General features: G+C 29.2%; 15 protein-coding genes. 3 read left to right on the forward strand and 12 right to left on the reverse strand.

Annotated features, from left to right (window positions below; all coding sequences use genetic code 11):
• Nucleotides 1–28: 28 nt before the first annotated feature.
• The 4 genes from B3Z56_RS16850 to B3Z56_RS16865 form a co-directional block, all read right to left on the reverse strand.
• A complete protein-coding gene (locus tag B3Z56_RS16850) occupies nucleotides 29–439 on the reverse strand; it encodes a hypothetical protein (protein ID WP_346846454.1) in 411 nt (136 codons plus the stop codon).
• A 157-nt stretch (nucleotides 440–596) separates the two neighbouring features.
• A complete protein-coding gene (locus B3Z56_RS16855; protein WP_346846453.1) occupies nucleotides 597–2,621 on the reverse strand; it encodes a glycosyltransferase in 2,025 nt (674 codons plus the stop codon).
• 173 nt (nucleotides 2,622–2,794) lie between these two features.
• Nucleotides 2,795–3,592 carry a DNRLRE domain-containing protein gene (locus B3Z56_RS16860; RefSeq protein ID WP_150844549.1) on the reverse strand — a complete coding sequence of 266 codons (798 nt, stop codon included), beginning with the start codon at nucleotides 3,590–3,592 and terminating at the stop codon, nucleotides 2,795–2,797.
• 74 nt (nucleotides 3,593–3,666) lie between these two features.
• On the reverse strand, nucleotides 3,667–3,966 hold the full coding sequence (locus B3Z56_RS16865) for a hypothetical protein (RefSeq protein ID WP_150844550.1): 300 nt from the start codon (nucleotides 3,964–3,966) through the stop codon (nucleotides 3,667–3,669).
• 304 nt (nucleotides 3,967–4,270) lie between these two features.
• On the opposite strand from B3Z56_RS16865, the gene B3Z56_RS16870 reads away from it, so the two are divergent.
• A complete protein-coding gene (locus tag B3Z56_RS16870) occupies nucleotides 4,271–6,079 on the forward strand; it encodes a tetratricopeptide repeat-containing glycosyltransferase family 2 protein (protein ID WP_346879230.1) in 1,809 nt (602 codons plus the stop codon).
• Nucleotides 6,080–6,145: 66 nt separating this feature from the next.
• On the opposite strand, the gene megL is transcribed toward B3Z56_RS16870, so the two are convergent.
• From megL to B3Z56_RS16905, 7 genes are all read right to left on the reverse strand, one after another.
• The gene (megL, locus tag B3Z56_RS16875; RefSeq protein WP_346846451.1) at nucleotides 6,146–7,342 is read right to left on the reverse strand and encodes a methionine gamma-lyase; all 1,197 of its coding nucleotides are present in this window, start codon (nucleotides 7,340–7,342) and stop codon (nucleotides 6,146–6,148) included.
• 274 nt (nucleotides 7,343–7,616) lie between these two features.
• On the reverse strand, nucleotides 7,617–8,864 hold the full coding sequence (locus B3Z56_RS16880) for a sigma 54-interacting transcriptional regulator (RefSeq protein WP_346846450.1): 1,248 nt from the start codon (nucleotides 8,862–8,864) through the stop codon (nucleotides 7,617–7,619).
• A 106-nt stretch (nucleotides 8,865–8,970) separates the two neighbouring features.
• On the reverse strand, nucleotides 8,971–9,699 hold the full coding sequence (locus B3Z56_RS16885) for an HAD-IB family hydrolase (protein ID WP_346846449.1): 729 nt from the start codon (nucleotides 9,697–9,699) through the stop codon (nucleotides 8,971–8,973).
• A 278-nt stretch (nucleotides 9,700–9,977) separates the two neighbouring features.
• The gene (locus B3Z56_RS16890; protein ID WP_346879231.1) at nucleotides 9,978–11,504 is read right to left on the reverse strand and encodes a hypothetical protein; all 1,527 of its coding nucleotides are present in this window, start codon (nucleotides 11,502–11,504) and stop codon (nucleotides 9,978–9,980) included.
• A complete protein-coding gene (locus B3Z56_RS16895; protein ID WP_346877013.1) occupies nucleotides 11,497–12,993 on the reverse strand; it encodes a hypothetical protein in 1,497 nt (498 codons plus the stop codon). The genes B3Z56_RS16890 and B3Z56_RS16895 overlap by 8 nt, the downstream gene beginning before the upstream one ends.
• A 307-nt stretch (nucleotides 12,994–13,300) precedes the next feature.
• A complete protein-coding gene (locus tag B3Z56_RS16900; RefSeq protein ID WP_346846446.1) occupies nucleotides 13,301–13,570 on the reverse strand; it encodes a DUF3343 domain-containing protein in 270 nt (89 codons plus the stop codon).
• 80 nt (nucleotides 13,571–13,650) lie between these two features.
• Complete coding sequence (locus B3Z56_RS16905; RefSeq protein ID WP_346879232.1) at nucleotides 13,651–15,207, reverse strand: hypothetical protein; 1,557 nt, start codon at nucleotides 15,205–15,207, stop codon at nucleotides 13,651–13,653.
• 178 nt (nucleotides 15,208–15,385) lie between these two features.
• Between B3Z56_RS16905 and B3Z56_RS16910 the strand changes: the two genes are divergently transcribed.
• A complete protein-coding gene (locus B3Z56_RS16910; protein ID WP_346846444.1) occupies nucleotides 15,386–16,174 on the forward strand; it encodes a hypothetical protein in 789 nt (262 codons plus the stop codon).
• Between the two features lie 245 nt (nucleotides 16,175–16,419).
• A complete protein-coding gene (locus B3Z56_RS16915) occupies nucleotides 16,420–16,920 on the forward strand; it encodes a DUF4489 domain-containing protein (protein WP_346879233.1) in 501 nt (166 codons plus the stop codon).
• 236 nt (nucleotides 16,921–17,156) lie between these two features.
• Here B3Z56_RS16915 and B3Z56_RS16920 read toward each other — a convergent pair whose 3' ends face one another.
• The gene (locus B3Z56_RS16920) at nucleotides 17,157–18,887 is read right to left on the reverse strand and encodes an NAD(P)/FAD-dependent oxidoreductase (RefSeq protein WP_346879234.1); all 1,731 of its coding nucleotides are present in this window, start codon (nucleotides 18,885–18,887) and stop codon (nucleotides 17,157–17,159) included.
• Nucleotides 18,888–18,926 lie beyond the last annotated feature (39 nt).

An 18,926-nucleotide genomic window follows, 5' to 3' on the forward strand; every position in this document is an offset into this window, starting at 1 on the left:
TATCTTCTTTATTTATTATACACTAATTTTATACATTCATTGTATTTTTTACTTCTTCATTATATTTTATTTTTTTAAGTAGGCTGAATACCATTAGATATGATATTATAATACCTATTACACCAACAATTATTGAAACAATCACTACTGGTGCCATACTATAATCCATTGTAATTAAACCTAATAAAAAGTTAACAGGATAGTATACTGCCAAAGCATATACTGCCGCCTTTTTCCACATGAAAATTCCTATAGAAATAAGGATAATTATTATACCAGATATGATTGAATATACTACCATACCACTGCTAAGAGCAGCCTCTGGAACTATTTCAGCTAACGACTTATTTATAATAGCAGTTACTATTGAACTAATTCCTCCAAGAATGTAAAATACTAACACTAATGTGGTCCAAAATCCCCTCGTCTTTTTTTCCATTTTATAATTCCCCCTTATATAATTATATTAAATAATTTCTAATACTATTTTAGCAGAAATCTATACTTTTTTGTATATATTACTTAAAATTACTATTTTTATACCTAAAAGTATGTGGAATTAAAAACTATAGAATTTTTTATGCTATTTCTATTTACTAAACACTTCCTAAATCTTCGACTTCTTTTTTATATTTATCATATAACTCTTTTAAATTAAGAAATTCATTTAGAAAAGCTCCTCCATGCTTTAATCCTTCATCAATATACTTCATCCCTTCCTTTGCAAAAATAAAACAATATTTTACTATTTCTTCTTTAGCAACATTACACTTTATATATTGGGGTATTGCTTTCATATTTATATGATTTTGAATTTGATTATAATAAAATTGAGCTATTACATAATTTTTTAGCTGGTCCCTATCCTCAAATTGACTCCATTTAATTTCAGATGCATATACTTCTTCTTTAAAATTTTTAATTATATAATCGAATATAGTAACAGATGAATCTATTCTCCTTTGTAAGTTATGTGATAAATTATTTGAATGAATTCTATAATTTATTACTGCACCATCTACTTTTCCATAATTCCAATTATATTTTATTAACTGCAGACAATTCAATGTATCTGCAGAAAAATCATTGTTTTTATAAACTATCCAATTTATTTTGTTGTCCTTAAAAAAGTTCAATCTATGAAGACAATTCATAGGTATAATACCCGATGCAGATTTAAAAATACGTTCAATGACCTCATCTTTAGGATGAACTTGGTAGTTCCATTGCTGAACTATTATATTATCTTCATCCACTATATTAAAGTCACTAAATACATAGTCCTTATTGGTATTTTTTTCTAAATACTCTACAAATTTGTAAATAGCATCCCTTTCTACAAAATCATCACAAGCAATCCATTGAAAATACTTCCCCTTTGCGTTACTAATAATTTCTTGAATTCCTTTTGATGCTCCACCTGAGTTCAGACTATGATAAATTCCGCGTATATTTTTATGTTTTTTCTCATAATTTCTAATTATTTCATCAGAGCCGTCTGTTGAACAGTCATCTATAAGTAAAATTTCTATATTAGGATAGGTTTGATTTATAAAAGAATCTACACATTTTGATAAGTATTTATTACCATTATAATTTGTTATTCCTATAGTAACTAATGGTTGCTCAATCATTGAAACTTTTTTTATTTCAGATAGAGTTATGAATAATGCCTTTAGTTTTTCTATTTGATCCTGCAACTCAAAATCATTCTTAACAAAACAATTATACTCTTGAGAATCATATTTACTATCAATTACCATCTCAAGAGCATCATTTATTGTATTCCAAATTAAACACTGAGGATATATTTCTTTTGCACCAACAAAATTATGGATTATAGGTTTTATCCCTTTTGCCATAGCTTGCATAACACTAATGTTTTGTGATTCTAAAATACTTGTACATAATATATAATTTTTATCTTCTAGCCATTTATCTAGGTTATCCTGCCAACCCTCATAAACTACATTATTTTCTAATTCAAATGCTTTTATCATTTGATTAAAATACAAAACATCTCTAGTATCTTGAAATTTACCAGCAATATATAATTTGTATTGGCTGTTTTTATCATATATAGCTTTAAAAGTATGAAGCAATAGCATAGGTCCTTTCTTATAGTTTATATAACCTACATACGCAATATTAAACCCAGGTTTTCTATCTTGAAAAGTCCATTTAGGAATATCTATACCATTAGGAATTACTATGGTTTTTTCTTTATCAATATTGAAATTATCAATAGTAAAATTCCTTATATGTTCTGCTACAAATATGATTTTATCAACATTTTTCCAGTAAACATTACATGGATATTCAGTAAAGGATTCATAGCTGTGTATTCTACATATAATATTCTTTTCTTTAGCAATGCTAAGTTTACTTCCATAGGATATTAATTCATCACACCACTCAAACCAGCATATATCGGCACACTTCATCCCTTCATCAATTTGCTTTAAATTTGTTACCACTATTTTTTTAGTCACATAGTCATGAGATAATCCATTAATAATATCTTCTAAAAAACTATCTAGCCCTTGTTTTACAAAAAAGACAATATTTTTTCTATTACTTTTCTCAGAATCAACTCTCATACTACTTACATTTTCAACCATACTATTGCTCCTTCATTATTATTATTAAATATAGTAAGAATAGATACTTATTCTATTGATAACCTATCCAATAAAATCTCATTTATCTTTACCATATCTTATGTTAATTAGTAATCATACAGTTTTATATTAATTTGAACAAAAGATTACTAATTATAGTAGAAACTAATAATCTACTCCTTATATGAACCATAAAAGCTTACAGTCTCTATATCTCCTGGATTTTCCTTTGGTACTATAGCCATATTATAGATTTTATCTACATAAAGAGGACTACTATTTGATAAATTGTTATATTCATCAGTTATATAATAATTATCTGTATGTCCAGTACCACTTCTTGTTACTCCAATATTTACTATGGCTACATACTTTGAATTCTCTGCAACAGTTCCCTTGACATTTACCTGTCTTATAGTGCCTTCCCCTTTGTTACAACAATTGCATTCCTTACAACATTTACACTCGTCGTTTATAACCACTTTCAAAAATGGAACAAGATATCTATCCTTACATATTGAAGAACCAAATTGTGTAAGAATGCTATTACTTCTATCAAGTAATGCTATACCTCTATTACTTAATTTATTCTGTAACCATAATACAACAAAATCAGTTAAATCCACTGTTATAGCCACATCTGAAGTTATTGGATGAAAATTTTTTTTAATATTGATATCTACTTCTGGTCGATTATTGAAAGTTGTATAAGTGCTGAAATAATCACATAGGGGGTATATTGAAAATATTTTCCTACAATCATTATAAAAATTATTTGTCTTAAACAATACAAGTTCTGCACTAGAAATTGATGCATTACTTGGTATACTAGAAATATCAAAAAATAGGTAACTAATATAGTTGTGTATACCATCACTACCTACAGTTATAGTAGGTTTATTCATATTTCCGTTTATCAATTTACTGGTTACCGTAAGACTCTTAGTAGCATAAATTATTATATTTGACAAATTTGTCACCTCTTTTTTAATCCATTAGTTTAAAGCATGGAGCAATAAATTGCTCCATGCCATTATAAATAGTTCTAGATGGTATATGACCATGCAGTTACTACACCAGTAGATTCGTCAACAGTATCACCTGTTATAAATTTTGGTACAATTGACAAAGTATAAGAGGTATTAACAGCTAATGATGTTCCATTTGCTGTATTATCATAAGCAATTACTCTATAAAACGATCTATCTCTTCCTGTTGAAACAGCGTTTGTAACATTAAGTCTAATTGTTAAATAAGCAAGACTATTTCTAGCAACAGTGCCTGTAACTCCAACAGAACGAGGTGTACCAGTTTGAGGAGTATCAAAATCAATTGTTAAAGCCATAAAATTCATCCCCCAAATTTTTTTAGGATTTTGCTCCTGATATATTATATGACCTTATATACAAAATGTGATTTTAAATTTATTATCCTGTAATTACTTTTCTAAATACAAGTATAGTAGTTATACTTTTTCTCCTTCACTCTATTTTATTTCTCACAAATAGAACTAAATATTATTATATAAATAGTAATGTTTACTACAAGAACAGTTCATTAAATTTTTACATAGTATATATGGTAAAACTAATAGAATATTTTATTTATTCAACAATGAAGGTTTTATTTAAAAGAGGAGATAATATATTATGAAAAATGAAGTAAGCTTGTGTATGATTGTAAAAAATGAAGAAAACTATTTGCCAAGCTGTCTTAACAGCATTAAAGATATTGTGGATGAAATTATTATTGTTGATACAGGGTCTACGGATAAAACTGTAGATATTGCCAAAAGCTTTGGGGCTAAAGTTTACTATTTTCCTTGGCACAATAACTTTAGTGAAGCTAGAAATGAATCACTAAAGCATGCTACCAAAGATTGGATACTCATATTAGATGCAGATGATGAATTATCCCCTAAGAATCAAGAAAACTTGAAAGATTTACTATACAGACAATTAGATGAAAATGCGATTTACTACTTTGAAACATTAAATTATTATGGAAATATTGTTGATGATAATTCAATAACTATAAATTTAAATCCTAGACTATTTAAAAATAACCATGGAACTCACTATGAAGGAGAAATTCATAATCAATTAGTATACTCAGAAAACAAATATAAAGCAATTTATCAATTAATGCAAATTAATCATTATGGATATATGACTAAATCAATAGAATCTAAGAATAAAAGAAATAGAAATATACCTATTTTAAATGATCAAATAAAAAAAGACCCCAATGATTCCTTTGCTCACTTTAACCTCGGTACTGAATACGCAGCATTAAACGATAATGAAACTGCGTTAGAACATTACTATAAATCCTATGAGAAATTTGACCCATACAACGGATATAGTTATTTACTAATATTTAGGATAATTTTCTTAAACTATAAAATTAAAAATTATGATACAGCTTTTAAGTTCATAGACATCGGTATTAAGCATTATCCTAAATTTACTGACTTATATTTTTTAAAATCTCTTATTTTTAAAGATATGAATATGCCTACACTTCAGATAAAAGCTCTTAAAGAATGTATTGAGCTAGGTGAAGCACCATCTGAATTAAAATGCTTATACGGAATAGGAAGTTTCAAGGCATACTATGAGTTAGGCAATGCCTACTTCGCACTAAAAGACTATGATGCTGCATACAATTATTATATTGAAACACTTAAATCAAAGTCAGATTTCCTTAATCCCTTATACCTTATTGGAGATATATTAAAATTCAAAAATACCCCAATGGATAACTTTAAAAGGATTATAGAAGATCTTATTTCTAGTTCTCCAAAATCTAATCATATTATTGCAGATTTGTTTTATAATGAAGGACTCTATGAAATAGCATTGGAATACGTAGAAAAATGTGAACTATCTGAAACTATTACTGAAGAGCTGGTATTACTTAAAGCTAAATGTCTTGTAATGTCTGGTTCCTTTACCAAGTGTATTGACATGACCAATATAGTTGATGATAATTCTTCAAATTTATATTTTTCAATGTACAAAGTTATAAGTAGTGTATTAACTAATAATTATGATAAGGCGTTATCCTTATTATCCAATTTTAAAGAGGATTCCTTATTAGGTTACAATAAAAAACTATTAGAAGTGTATTCACAGTTTTTAAAATTATTTACCAAAGAATCCACCACTCTTTTATCCGAAGATGAAAATGAAAGGGAATATCTTGATATTATTCTAGAAATATGTGAAATATTGCTTATAAATGATAAATATGACGAACTTAAAATAGCTGTACACTTACTAAATTTAATAAATAATAAATTTGTGCTTCTTAATCTAGGAAAACTATATTTTAAACATGGATATATTGAGCATGCCAAAAAAGAAATCATTAGGTCAATAAAAGAATTTGAAGTTTATGATAGTGATAGTCTAGATATATTGCAATATTGCATTAATAATAAAGACGTCTCATAAATCTATATAATTAAAGACTCCCAAACGTTAATTTAGGAGTCTTTATTAGTTCTATACTATACTATATTATAGTATACACTTTAATGCATTATCTAAATCATTTATTATGTCTTCCACATTTTCTAGACCAACAGCTATTCTTATTAATCCATCACTAATACCAGCCATTTCTCTTTCTTCTTTAGTGTATGGTGAATGTGTCATTGATGCTGGATGTTGAATTAAAGTTTCAGCATCTCCAAGACTTACTGCTATTGTACAAAGCTCTGTACTGTTTATAACTTTCTTACCTTCTTCGATTCCACCTTTTACCTCAAAAGCTATTACAGCTCCTGGTAAAGACATTTGCTTTTTAGCTAATTCATATTGTGGGAAGCTTTCTAAACCTGGATAATATACTTTTTCCACTGCATTATGTCCTTCTAAAAATTTAGCTACTTTCATAGCATTTTCACAATGTTTTTCCATTCTTATTTCTAGAGTTTTCATACCTCTAATGATTAAAAATGCATCAAAAGGACTCAAGCTAGCTCCTGTCATATCCTTTACACCAAATAATCTAACATTTTTTATAAATTCTCCACTTCCAACTACAAAACCAGAAATTACATCTCCATGACCATTTAAGAATTTTGTTCCTGAATGAATTACTACATCAGCTCCAAATTCTAATGGTCTTTGAATATATGGAGTACAGAAAGTATTATCAACCATTACTATACAATCCTTATTTTGGTGAGCTATCTCACTTATAGCTTCTATATCTGCAACTTCAAGGTTTGGATTTGCTGGTGTTTCTAAATAAACTACCTTAGTATTTTCTCGCATAGCCTGTCTTACTTCTTCAAGATTGGTGGTATCTACAAAAGTTACCTCAACCCCATATCTGCTTATTCCATGATTCAAATAAGCATAGGTACATCCATAAAGAGTTTTTGCTGCTACCACATGGTCTCCAGCTTTTAACACTGTCCAAAATGCTGATGCAACAGCTCCAATGCCAGACGCTGTAGAAATTGCCGCCTCTGCACCTTCTAGCATTGCTAACTTATCTTCCAATTGAGTATTTGTTGGATTTCCAAGTCTTGAATATATATATCCACCTTCTTCAAGAGCAAATCGTCTACCACCTTGCTCTGCAGATTCGAAAGTAAAGGTTGCTGTTTGATGAATAGGAGTAGCTAAAGCACCAAATTGATCCTTAACGTGTCCACCATGAATTGCTCTAGTAGCAAAGCCCATTGTTTTTAAATTATTCCCCATTAATTTGACCTCCCAATATAAATTATTTTTACAATAATATATAGCAATTCTAGTGCCAAATTAAGGATAATTTAAGTGATACTTAGATCTAGGTGAATATAGTTTTAGACAAAGCTTTAATAACAAGGAAAGGAGAATCTCATTTATTTTTATAATATGCAACTCTTAATATTTATACTAATTTAGTGTAAATATATCTTTACTTATCAGAATTTTTTGTAAATGTTTTTTTACATCTGTAAATTAATTTTTACATACTTTAATACAAAAACACCTACATTTTTATATGGTACTTATTAATTTTATTCATTATTGTAGTATGAGAAACTTTAAGTACACTTGCAGCTTTTCTATAACTCTTATAATTATCTATAGTTTTTTTAATAATTTCTTTTTCACATTTCTCCATTATATCTTTTAATGGTAGCTGCAAATATTCATCAGATTTTTTATCTATAATCTCTTTAGGTCCATAGCTATAAATATCATTCTTAAAATTAATAAAAATATCCTCTGCAGTTAATATGTCACCTTTGCATAAATTCATTGCTCTTTCTATAACGTTTTGTAACTCTCTAACATTTCCAGGCCAATGATATTTCATTAACTCGCTAATGAAATCAACATCAGCGCCCTTTATATTTTTATTTAATTTATAATTTAACTTCTCTATAAAGAACTGTACAAACATCGGAATGTCCTCTAATCGTTCCTTTAATGTTGGAATATACATAGGAACTACATTTAATCTATAATATAAATCTTCTCTAAAAGTTTTATCCTTAATCATGTTCTCAAGATTCTTGTTAGTTGCAGCTATGATTCTTACATCTATGGATTCTTCTTTATTACTACCAATTTTTCTAATTTTCCCTTCTTGTATCACTCTTAATAACTTTGCTTGAATAAACATAGGCATTTCTCCTATTTCATCTAAAAATAAAGTTCCTCCACTAGCTTCTTTAATAATACCATCTTTTCCCCCTATCGTTGCACCTGTAAAGCTTCCTGGCTCATATCCAAACAACTCACTCTCTAATAAGGTTTCTGGTAATGCTGCACAGTTAATAGCAATAAAATTCTTATTACACCTAGGGCTTATGTCATGTATTGCCTTTGCAAAGACTTCCTTACCCGTACCACTTTCACCTCTTAATAACACCGTTGAGTTACTCTTTCCAATAGTCAAAGTCATATTTTTAACTTGCTCTATTGCCTTGCTTGTACCAATTATGTTCTTGAATTCCCTATCCTCTATTGAATCTATTATGGCTTTTAACTTTTTTTCTTTCTGTTCATAATATAATAAATCCATTTCTTTAACTGAAATAATATCTTTAATATTACAAATCTCTTTCATTAGTTCCTTCTTTAACCCATCTTCCATGTCCTCAACCTTTACACATACCTTTTGAAAAAACACTTCCATAGAAATCAAGTTAATTTTCCTATTGTAAATTTTCTCTAATATCTCTACTGTAATTCCCAATCTATCTCTTGTAATTATCTCAAATCTAATCATACAAATCCCCCTTTTGTAAGAAAGTACTATGTTTAAAAGTGGCGTTACAAGACTTCTATTGTAACGCCACTTAAGCTATCCCTTAAAATATAAAACTTTATTTTACTTAGATTAATTCTAAATTATTAATATCTAATTTATAAATGACATCTTTTCGTTCCACTATAACATTGATTTTTTTCTTTACTTCTTCATTTTCTATTATCTTTGAAATAAGCTCTTTAGTTGGATTTATAGCATATGGATTTCCTACAGATTTAAACATAGTTAAATCCCCAGAAGTATCTCCATAAGCATAACTTTTACTTAAATCTATATCATATTTTTCTTTTAACTCCATTAAAGCATTTTCTTTACTTACAGAATCCCACATTGGTATAATTTCACCAGTATATTTTCCGTGGTCATCGGCTTTATAAATGGTACCCCTAAAATCGTCCATTTCATATTTCCCTGCCATCTCTCTTACAAGCTCTATGGGAGATCCAGAAATAGCAATTACAACATGACCTTGTTCCTTATGCCATTTAATTTTATCCCTAGAAAATGTATATACCCTATCACCTTTCTGATTAATCACATTTCTAGCTATATGTTCTATATGTTCTTTACTCAAACCCTTAGTTGCCTCAATATAAACGTCAATCATTTTAAGTAAATAGGTATCATAATCCCCTTGTCTAATATCCCACTTGGAAAAAGCTGGCCTAACTTCATTATACCATTTATCTTCTTCAACTAACTCATATTTTATTATTTTCTTAAAAACTTCTGTTATTAAACCTTCTCTATAGATAGTTCCATCTATATCAAAAAATGCTGCAATCTTTCCCATATAAAGCCCTCCTTAAATGACACTTCAACTCTACACTTTTGTTAGTAGATTTACTTCTTCAAATAAAAATAAGAAGAAGTTTCCATTATAATATTTTATCTACAATAACATATTTATGATTTAAAGTCCAGTATTCATAATAGGGTTCACTAATTTGGATTTTACTAATCTATTAAATAAATCCGTCATTTTCTATTATTATAATAATTAAATATTTTATACAAAACCTACATAATAAAAGGCACCCTTTTGTCAATGACATTTTATTAGGAATGCTTTTAAATTTCATCATCTAGTAACCATTTAATCAAAGAAAATCTCACATGTTTAGGAATTTTATTTTCATTTTTTGTTTTAGCTTCTTTTAGATTAGATAAATTCTCGACACTCTTAACATTCATTTGTTGTTTTAAATCTTCATTTTCTTTTTCTTTTTCATCTAATTTCTTTTCCATTAATATTTTTTCTTTATCCTTTTGTAACAGCATCTGCTCTAAACAACTATTTTTCTTTTTTAATACATCATTATCATACATATATATATTAATTTTCTCTTTTTCATTGTAAAATTTATATTTCAAATTTGATATTTGATTTTTTTCATACTGCATATCCTCTTTCAATGTTCTTAATTCTTCATAAGTCTCTTTAAGCTTTAATTCTAATTCTTCTTTTTCTCTTTTAAGTATTTTAACTTTTGAAAAATAATTTTTTAACTCCTCCTTTTTAAATGTAGAATTTTCAACCTTATGCTCTAGGTTTTTATTATTCTCTACTTCAGTATCTATTGAATTTTCTAAAAATTCCGGCAAAAACATTTGTTCCTGTCCATTAACATTCACTACATATATCTCATTAATAAAATAATTGTTTTGTTTATCTTCTATATTTTCTTGATAAAATACTTTCTTAGGCAATATCTTATCAAAATGCCTGTACACTTGAGGATTGCTAAAATTTTGTCCACAGTCTGCAGAAAAACATCCATAAAGCTTGTTATCGCAAATCCACAAAGCCCATAACACCCTATTATATAATATTAATGTGCAAGAATTAATATTTACATGTTGAAACAGTATAGTATTTTTTTGCAGCCCTGCTTCCTTATACTGGTAAATCACTCTATTAACATGATCATCTTGAGTAATAAACAGATAGTGCTTTATATTTTTTTCTACACAAAAAGTAAAATCTATGTATGGTAAGAGAGACATGTGTATAACTTCTTCCTTTCCCCATCGCCCTTCTACAACGTGGAAATTTCTAGAAATTAATTGATATACTCCAGCTACCATAGTGTTTAATAAGATTATATTAGATTCACACGCTTGGCAAGTACCATACGGAAACTTAGAGTAACATTCTAAATTAGCAATTATTTGCGGTTGAGTCCATAACGTTCCATTTTCAGCAAATTGATGAACTAATATTTCTGAATAAGTATGTTTATCTACTACGTTATATAGTAAATGAATATCCTTGGAGCAAAAAAAAGCTCTAATCCGTATAGGTGTAATTACATCATACTTCATATGGAGGAGAGTTTTATGCGTCCATTCTTTTCCTTCCAATGTAGATAAAATAAGATCGCCACAAATATCCTGACAGAAAACATGAATCTTCCCATTCCACTCCTCCAAAACATAAAAATATTCAAAACTATCTTTATAAATGCTTATCTTCTCTGACCACTCATGATTCATAAGTATTTGATAATATATGCCTTGGTTACTATCATAACAAAACTTTAGTAATCTTCCATCTTTCTGCTTAACCAAAAAACAATCATATTTTTCGTTAGTCATCTTTCTTCTCTCCTCTACAACCTTCACAGTCTCTACAAAATGGAATAAATACTATTTCTTCTACAATTACCTTTGTTGAAATCAAAACACTAACATCAAACTTCAAACTGTTGTTTATAATTACTGGAGTGCCTGTTAATTTAGCAAAAGAATTGATTACAAATTCTACTCCCTCTTGTTCTGCATATGCGGGTATATATAATGTCGCTTTTTGTGTTCCCTTAATTTTTCCTTCAACTATATATTTTTGTTCCCGTTCATCTTTGCATTCTATGTAATAGGGAATATAAAAATCATATTGTAGTATTGAGTATTTTTTTCGACTATCTATAATTTCTCTATTCTTTGTTTCTTTTACAATTTCACACTTTTTAAATACAATTTCTTCCACACTTATAATTTTTTCACCTTTTGAAGATACTTCATTTAATACCTGTGGAAAGATTATTTTTTCTTGATAGGTAGATATAACTTTTTTTGCTAATATAGTGGTTACATTTTCTTGTTTTTCTTCATCTTCACACTCTGCGAAAATAAAAGATTCTTCATCTACTTGAAATTTATTCTGAGTAACCACACCTATATCGTATGGAATACTATTATTCTGTACAAAAGTAAGAGTATCTAAAATAACATTATTAGAAATATCAATCCTTTCAAATACCCCTTTCCCATCATTACTTATACTAGTTACAAGTAATGTTTTTTTATCAGGAGATAATTTAATTCTTTGTAATTCTGGTAGAGTAGTTTTTATTGTTGCTATACTTTCTCTTTTTAAGATATCTATAACTTCAATTCTATGCAACCCACTATTTGCTACATATAAAAGAATCCCGGCCTGATCTAAAGATGTAATATCAGACCCTTTTGGGAAATCTATATATGAAATATCCCCATTTTCAAGATTCAATATAGAGACATTGCCCATATAATTTCCTTTATTAATTCCTTTATTACATATATAAATATATTTTTCATCTTCTCCAATAAGAATACAGCTAGGCGCAGTCCCAACATCTTTGTACACTTTTATCAATTGGAAGTCTGATGTATCATAAACATTTATTTCATTCTGAAAAATGTCCAGTACAAATAATTTCTTCTTCTCCTTGTCAAGTTCTAAACTATCTGCAGCCATAAACCCTTTTATGCAACCAAGCTTTTCACCAGATCTTAAGCTATAAATACATACTTCCTCAGTATCACAGACATAGATTTTCTGAGCTATGAAATCTACTTTTATATTACCATTGTTAGTAATATTCCATGTTCTATTTGAATCATATAAATCCTCAATAAGTGTAACTTTACTATTTCTATCACTAGCTATATACACATTGCTTTTTTCATCAACAATAATACTTAGAGGCCTTGGACCAACATCAATCTCTTTTATAATACTATAACTATCCCCATCAATTATAGATACCTTTCCTGTTCCTAAATGCGATATATAATAGATGATTTTCTCTCTTTTATTAAACATAGACTCGCCTTCACCTCCTCCTTTACTAATAAATCATATTGTGCCATCAGTAAATCTTTATATCATTATTCTAGGTCTATTATATAATTTATCTTAATATTCAATTTTCACTTTTCAGCCTATATAAGTGATTTTAATTATAAATTAATCCAAATAATAACTTAAAGAGTGATCGGTACTAAAACTATATAAAAACTATTTTTGATTCTATTTGAAGTTAGTTTCCGAGTTCACTCTTATACTAAAAAATATGCTTTATGCTTGCTTATTATGCAATATAAATATAAAAAAACTAACCAAGCAAATATTATTCAACTAATTCATAAGTTTGGCTTTTTCCTTCTTTAACAATCTTATACATACTAGTTGGGTAAATATTATTTCTTTGTAATTCTTTTTGTATAGCTTCCATATCTATTTCTTTAAATTTCACTGCTTGAGTACAACTAATATTAATTTTATTAGGAGCAGTAACAAGTTTTACCGCTATATTTTTTCTAACTAAACGCTCGTAAATATATAGCGCCCTGTGATGAGAAGTAAAGACCATGATATAATCGTAATCTTCTATTTTCATATTATCACCTCTATTTTGTGACGCCTTAATTTATACAGGCTCCTTACTTTATTGTATGCTTTAAAGCTGTAGAAGTGACTTTATACTCCATTTGTCCTTCTTCTTAGTAATCGTTCCATAATGGATTGATTCTTTTCTAATTCAAGTTCTTCACTCAATCTCCTTTTTTCTTCATTTATGATCTCACCTTGCTGTTTAATTATTACATTTTCTTCTTGGCATTCTTTCAATTTACTTTCTACCGCTACTTTAATCTTCCTTTCTTCTAGCAATTGTTGTTTTGTATATTCTAACTCTTTTTGAATACTTGTTGTAAGGAGTTCTTCTTCCAAAAACTTTTTTTTTGTTCCCTCTAACTCTTTTTGAATGTTCTTCTGCAATTTCAAGAATATATTACAGTTCTCATCTGACTTCCGCTTTTGTTCTAATATTCTAGCAATTTGTTCCTCATATTCATCTATAAATCTTTGATTTTTTTGTAATTGTAAATTTAATGCTATAATTTTCTTTTCTAAATTTTTCTTTTCTAAATTTACACTAGATAATTCAAGTTTTAAACTTTCAATTGATTCTCTTTCCTGAAGTGTTGCTCCTTTAACTTGATTTCCTTCTTTTTTTAATGAATCTTTCATACTTGTTATAATTTCACTTGGATTAAACAAATACAAATCCAATCCACTAGTTCCATAAATTTTTTTTACTTTAGTAGCACTATCCTTATCTATACCAATAAAACAATTATATCTTTCTACTGTAAGCTCATTACCTCTATCAAAATAAACTACGCTACTCCATTTTTTACCATCAAAGGCTGAATAGGAAATCTTCCCTTGTTCTAGCCAACAAACGTACAATTTATTACTTTTAGTAAATAATATAGGTTCTTTCAATTCTTTTCTACTTTCATGAACTCTGAATTCTTTTATACTTCCGATAATATCTATAGAAACATGATCAAGAAAATAAATAGAGTCTTCTCTAGATTTATTTAGTATATGAATTTCCTGTTGATCCATTAACACTTCAAACCCTATATCCTCTCCTTGAATGCCATAAAGTCTTCTTGCAATCGACCATCTGTGATTTTCAAAGTTACAATAGTTTAAAGATATCTCATCACCTTCATCTGAAATAAAAAATGCATAAATATTACCCTTTTTATTTACATGTACTGAATAATATTCTTTTAAATTAGGTATCAATATAATATCCTGTATTGTGGTAATTTTAGTTTCTTTTCCATTCCATATACAATGCATTAACACTCCATGGTCACTACCATCATTACCTACTAGTAAATAAAAGATGTGCATCTCATCTCCGATAATTTCTACTTTTAAGTTTTGTATTTCAAATTCTTCACTTTCCACTTGATATAGTAGCTTTCCCAACCATTGCGTATCTTTCATAGTACAGTATCTCAGTTCCCCTTTAGTATTACTGTATACCACATGTATTGTCTCATCTACACTAACATAAACATCGAATCCTAGCACCTCTACATCAATTAGAGTTTCTTTAGTCCATTTTCCTTCTCTGTACATAATTCTATAACATAACTCTTTATTGTCGTTTCGTGAAAACTTCCATATGTTATCTTTATAGTCACCATATATCCAAGGATATACACCATTCATACTCACTCCCCCTTTATAAAATTATATTTAAATAAAAACTTATTATGCACTTCTATATAACAAAAAATTATATTAACCTGACTTTTTAATATCACCACTTTAATATTCTGACATATGATGTATTGTAAGTATTAAATATATTTATATTTATCATAATTTTTCAAGAGGAGGAGAATTTATGTCCATTAACTTCAAGAAATTTGTGCCACGTCCTGGTCTTGTAAATAAACAAGGACGTTTACCTGATCCTTCAGAATTAGTTTGCATTGAAGTACCTAAGATTTTTGATCAATGCCTAATTAAAAGATGTCTCGTATACGGCGAAGGTCCAGACACAAATACAACAGATAGTCAATTAAGAAGCGATCCGCTCATTGATCCTAAGAGATATATTGGTAGTAGAGACTTCAATGTAGAGCTACTTTCCGTAGATAAGCTTCCGCTCAAAGGAAAACCTGGTTTTAAAAAAGTAGTTCTTAATTATGTGATTTCTTTCTATGCTGATTATATTGATTGCGATGGCGTAAACAAAAGTGAATTATATGAAATTAATAGGACAGATGTAATTGGAAAGTTCTACTGTCCTGATTCCATAGCTCAAATTTCAGCTAGTTTTGTACCTGTTCAACAGGCTGAAGATTTAGATTCTAACATTATAAAACTTGAAATGGTTGCTGAAGCTCTAGACGGTGAATTACTACAAGATCTAAATGGGGATGATGTTCTAGATATTACTTTAGGTTACTACATTGTTGTAAAATGTGAGCTTATTGTACAACTACTTATCCCAGCTTATGACTACTGTCCAGTTCCAAAAGAACCATGTGAAGAAGAACCTGACGAAGATCCATGTGAGAGATTTGATAGAGCCCCAATTCCTAAGTTCTATCCTGATCAAAACCTAGACCCATTATTCCCAGACTGTGACTGTGACGATAATGAAACTGTATTATCGGACTTGCTATAACTGAAGAATAATTAAGGGTTCTATATCTATATGAATAATGTACCTTCGGTAAAATTAGTAATTGTGAAAGGTGATAATATTTTTAAATATATTATTATATTTTTTTATAAATGCTTATCTATCATCACCTTTCTTCTACAAAAATCATATAATATAATAAAACACTTAACAAATAATTGCATACCTTAATTATTCATACAATTGATTTTATTAAAATTTATATAATTAGAGGGAGGATTCTATCTATGAATTCAATGTCAAAAGGTTATTATGATCCTTGCAGAAAAGAAATTAAAGAGGACAAACATTGTCCAACTATTATAAAATGTGGTACCCCTAGTTCTACTACAGTACCTGCAGCTACTGTAGCAGGTACAACTTTTACCGTTAGTTCTGTTACTTTAGATAATTCTTGCTTATGTAACCCAACAACTAAGCTAGAATTTGCAAGTAATCTTGTTGCTCCAGTTGCTTTTACAGGAACTATAAACTTTCAAGTATTTAAACTATGTAGAAGTCAATTTACCCCTGTTCCTGTTGGTCCTGCATGGACATTTGATTTAGTTGCACTACTTGCATCAGAAACATTCTCATTCTTTGTTTGTGATTGTGATTCTTGCTTTGATGATTGCTGTACCTATACTGTAGTTGCAACTGTTACTAGTGCAGTTACTGTTGGTACTCTTAATATCAACAATGCAACACTTGGAGCAATATCAACATGCGGTAGAAATAACTGTTGCTAAAAGTTAGGCATATATGAAAATAATTTGGTTTAGCTAATTTAAAGTTAAGGACATTTAGTTATTGTCCTTAACTTTTTTATTGCAAGCGGTTTTATTGTGGAAGAAGATAGCCATGATAGCAAATATTCCCTCTATTCCATCTAACATTGGAAATCAAAACCTCTTGGGCATAGAATTACAAAATGACCTACATCTAGTTGATGTAGGCCATTGCATTTATACCTTTAAACTTCCGTCTACTCTTTACTAGCTATTATTTGCTTTGCTACTTCATTTGCTGAAATCATTCCACTCTGTAAGGCTCCTTGTTGTGATGCATGTTTTTGTGATATATGCTCTCCTGCAAAAAATACTCTATTCCCCATTTCTGGAATAGTTACAGCATAGGAAAACAGTGTTTTTTCCTGGGGCTTAGATAGTGCTCCTGCTCCCCATATATACTGTACATCAGACCAAATTAATGACTTATAGTCAATAAAATTCTCATTAATATAATGAGGAGGAAGTTCATGCATTTTTTCTAGATATCTTATAACGTCGTTGACTTGCAACTCAGGGTTTTCATTGCCTAATCTCACCGCTTCATGACACCAGCTGTAACTAGCAAGCAATGCACCTGGTTCTTCTGGACTTGCATCAGGCTTTAGCGTCCATTTCCCATATTTATTCGATACTGGTTTCGCATGATCTGATGGATAGTAAACTGAAGTTAGTGGGAGGTCAGTAAAAGATCTTCCGCCTACTATTTTTTTGGATGCATTCCCCATCTCCCAAAACCTTTCCTTAATATATAAATATACCTTTTGCGCTGTTTCATAGTTCATTTCATTTATTGCCTGCATCTTTGTCACCGTAAAAAGAGGATTAATCTCAACTCTCCTCAAGCTTGGAAAAGGCACGGCACATATAACATAATCATATTCCTCTAAATTCTCTTTACTTGTTCCACACTCTGTATATTTAAGAAGAATTTTATCACCTGAAGATGAACTATATATGCCATCAACTGGAGAGCCCATTTTTATATCTACATGACCTAATTTATCTTTAGCTATACCTTTATATACATCTTCTATTTCTATATTATCACAAAGTGCTCCATATATCGAAAGCGGTAAGTTAATCATGCCATCGTTAATACGGTAAGTGCACTCAGAATCAGCAGTATAATATTGCTGTAGGATTTCAGTGAGACTTAGCTTAAAAAACTGCTGACTACCATCTAAATAGCCTAACATTGATATCGCATCTTCACTAAACTCTGCATTTTCATAGGCTCTTCTATAACTTAGTTTATCTATGTCCTCTATACTCTTTAAGTATTCGGGTTTAGTTTCAACTAACTCCTTTCTTGCTTCTGATGTAAGAGAATCTAGATATTTTTGATAAAACTTTCTATAAAGTTGCGAACGAACTTTGCTTCTATCACTGTCTGTTAAGTGAAATCTAGGATATATATTCCTTGATATATATTTCCCTTTAGGATCGTTCACAGCCTTTTCACCTCTTACATAAAACAGAGCATTAGTGTTATTATTTACAAATGGGCTTGTGTTAAGCTTAAAAAGATTGATATAATGCCAGGTAGTCTCATGAGATACTGGTATACTCATTGGTCCTAATTCACCATAATATCTTTTATTTCTATCAAAATAATATGTGTATACCCTACCCCCAATTCTCTGACTTGCTTCAAATAAAGTAATGTTGCATCCTATCTTTCTGAGTTCAAAGGCTGCAGCTAGCCCTGCCTCTCCCGCACCAATTATCGCTACCTTAATATCTTTAGCATACCCTGTTGGACAAATGTTTGTTATATCTTTAGGTGGACTCATTAAATCAATTATATTATTTAGATCATCTAATCTATTCTGCATCTTTAGTATATATTCAAGCATCGTGTATCTTTCACAATCAGAAGGATTGTCTATTTGATAAAGAGAGTTTGAATTATTACAAGCATTCATAACTTTCACATCCTAATGTTTTTTATTACATATATAATT

Origin of the sequence: Clostridium sp. UBA7791 (assembly GCF_002480755.1) — a bacterium.
GTDB lineage: Bacteria > Bacillota > Clostridia > Clostridiales > Clostridiaceae > Clostridium_J > Clostridium_J sulfidigenes.

Coding starts and splice junctions, on each gene's coding strand:
- B3Z56_RS16850 (WP_346846454.1), bottom strand. CDS start 439: ATGGAAAAAAAGACGAGGGGATTTTGGACCACATTAGTGTTAGTATTT.
- B3Z56_RS16855 (WP_346846453.1), bottom strand. CDS start 2,621: ATGGTTGAAAATGTAAGTAGTATGAGAGTTGATTCTGAGAAAAGTAAT.
- B3Z56_RS16865 (WP_150844550.1), bottom strand. CDS start 3,966: ATGGCTTTAACAATTGATTTTGATACTCCTCAAACTGGTACACCTCGT.
- B3Z56_RS16870 (WP_346879230.1), top strand. CDS start 4,271: ATGAAAAATGAAGTAAGCTTGTGTATGATTGTAAAAAATGAAGAAAAC.
- megL (WP_346846451.1), bottom strand. CDS start 7,342: ATGGGGAATAATTTAAAAACAATGGGCTTTGCTACTAGAGCAATTCAT.
- B3Z56_RS16880 (WP_346846450.1), bottom strand. CDS start 8,864: ATGATTAGATTTGAGATAATTACAAGAGATAGATTGGGAATTACAGTA.
- B3Z56_RS16885 (WP_346846449.1), bottom strand. CDS start 9,699: ATGGGAAAGATTGCAGCATTTTTTGATATAGATGGAACTATCTATAGA.
- B3Z56_RS16890 (WP_346879231.1), bottom strand. CDS start 11,504: ATGACTAACGAAAAATATGATTGTTTTTTGGTTAAGCAGAAAGATGGA.
- B3Z56_RS16895 (WP_346877013.1), bottom strand. CDS start 12,993: ATGTTTAATAAAAGAGAGAAAATCATCTATTATATATCGCATTTAGGA.
- B3Z56_RS16900 (WP_346846446.1), bottom strand. CDS start 13,570: ATGAAAATAGAAGATTACGATTATATCATGGTCTTTACTTCTCATCAC.
- B3Z56_RS16905 (WP_346879232.1), bottom strand. CDS start 15,207: ATGAATGGTGTATATCCTTGGATATATGGTGACTATAAAGATAACATA.
- B3Z56_RS16910 (WP_346846444.1), top strand. CDS start 15,386: ATGTCCATTAACTTCAAGAAATTTGTGCCACGTCCTGGTCTTGTAAAT.
- B3Z56_RS16915 (WP_346879233.1), top strand. CDS start 16,420: ATGAATTCAATGTCAAAAGGTTATTATGATCCTTGCAGAAAAGAAATT.
- B3Z56_RS16920 (WP_346879234.1), bottom strand. CDS start 18,887: ATGAATGCTTGTAATAATTCAAACTCTCTTTATCAAATAGACAATCCT.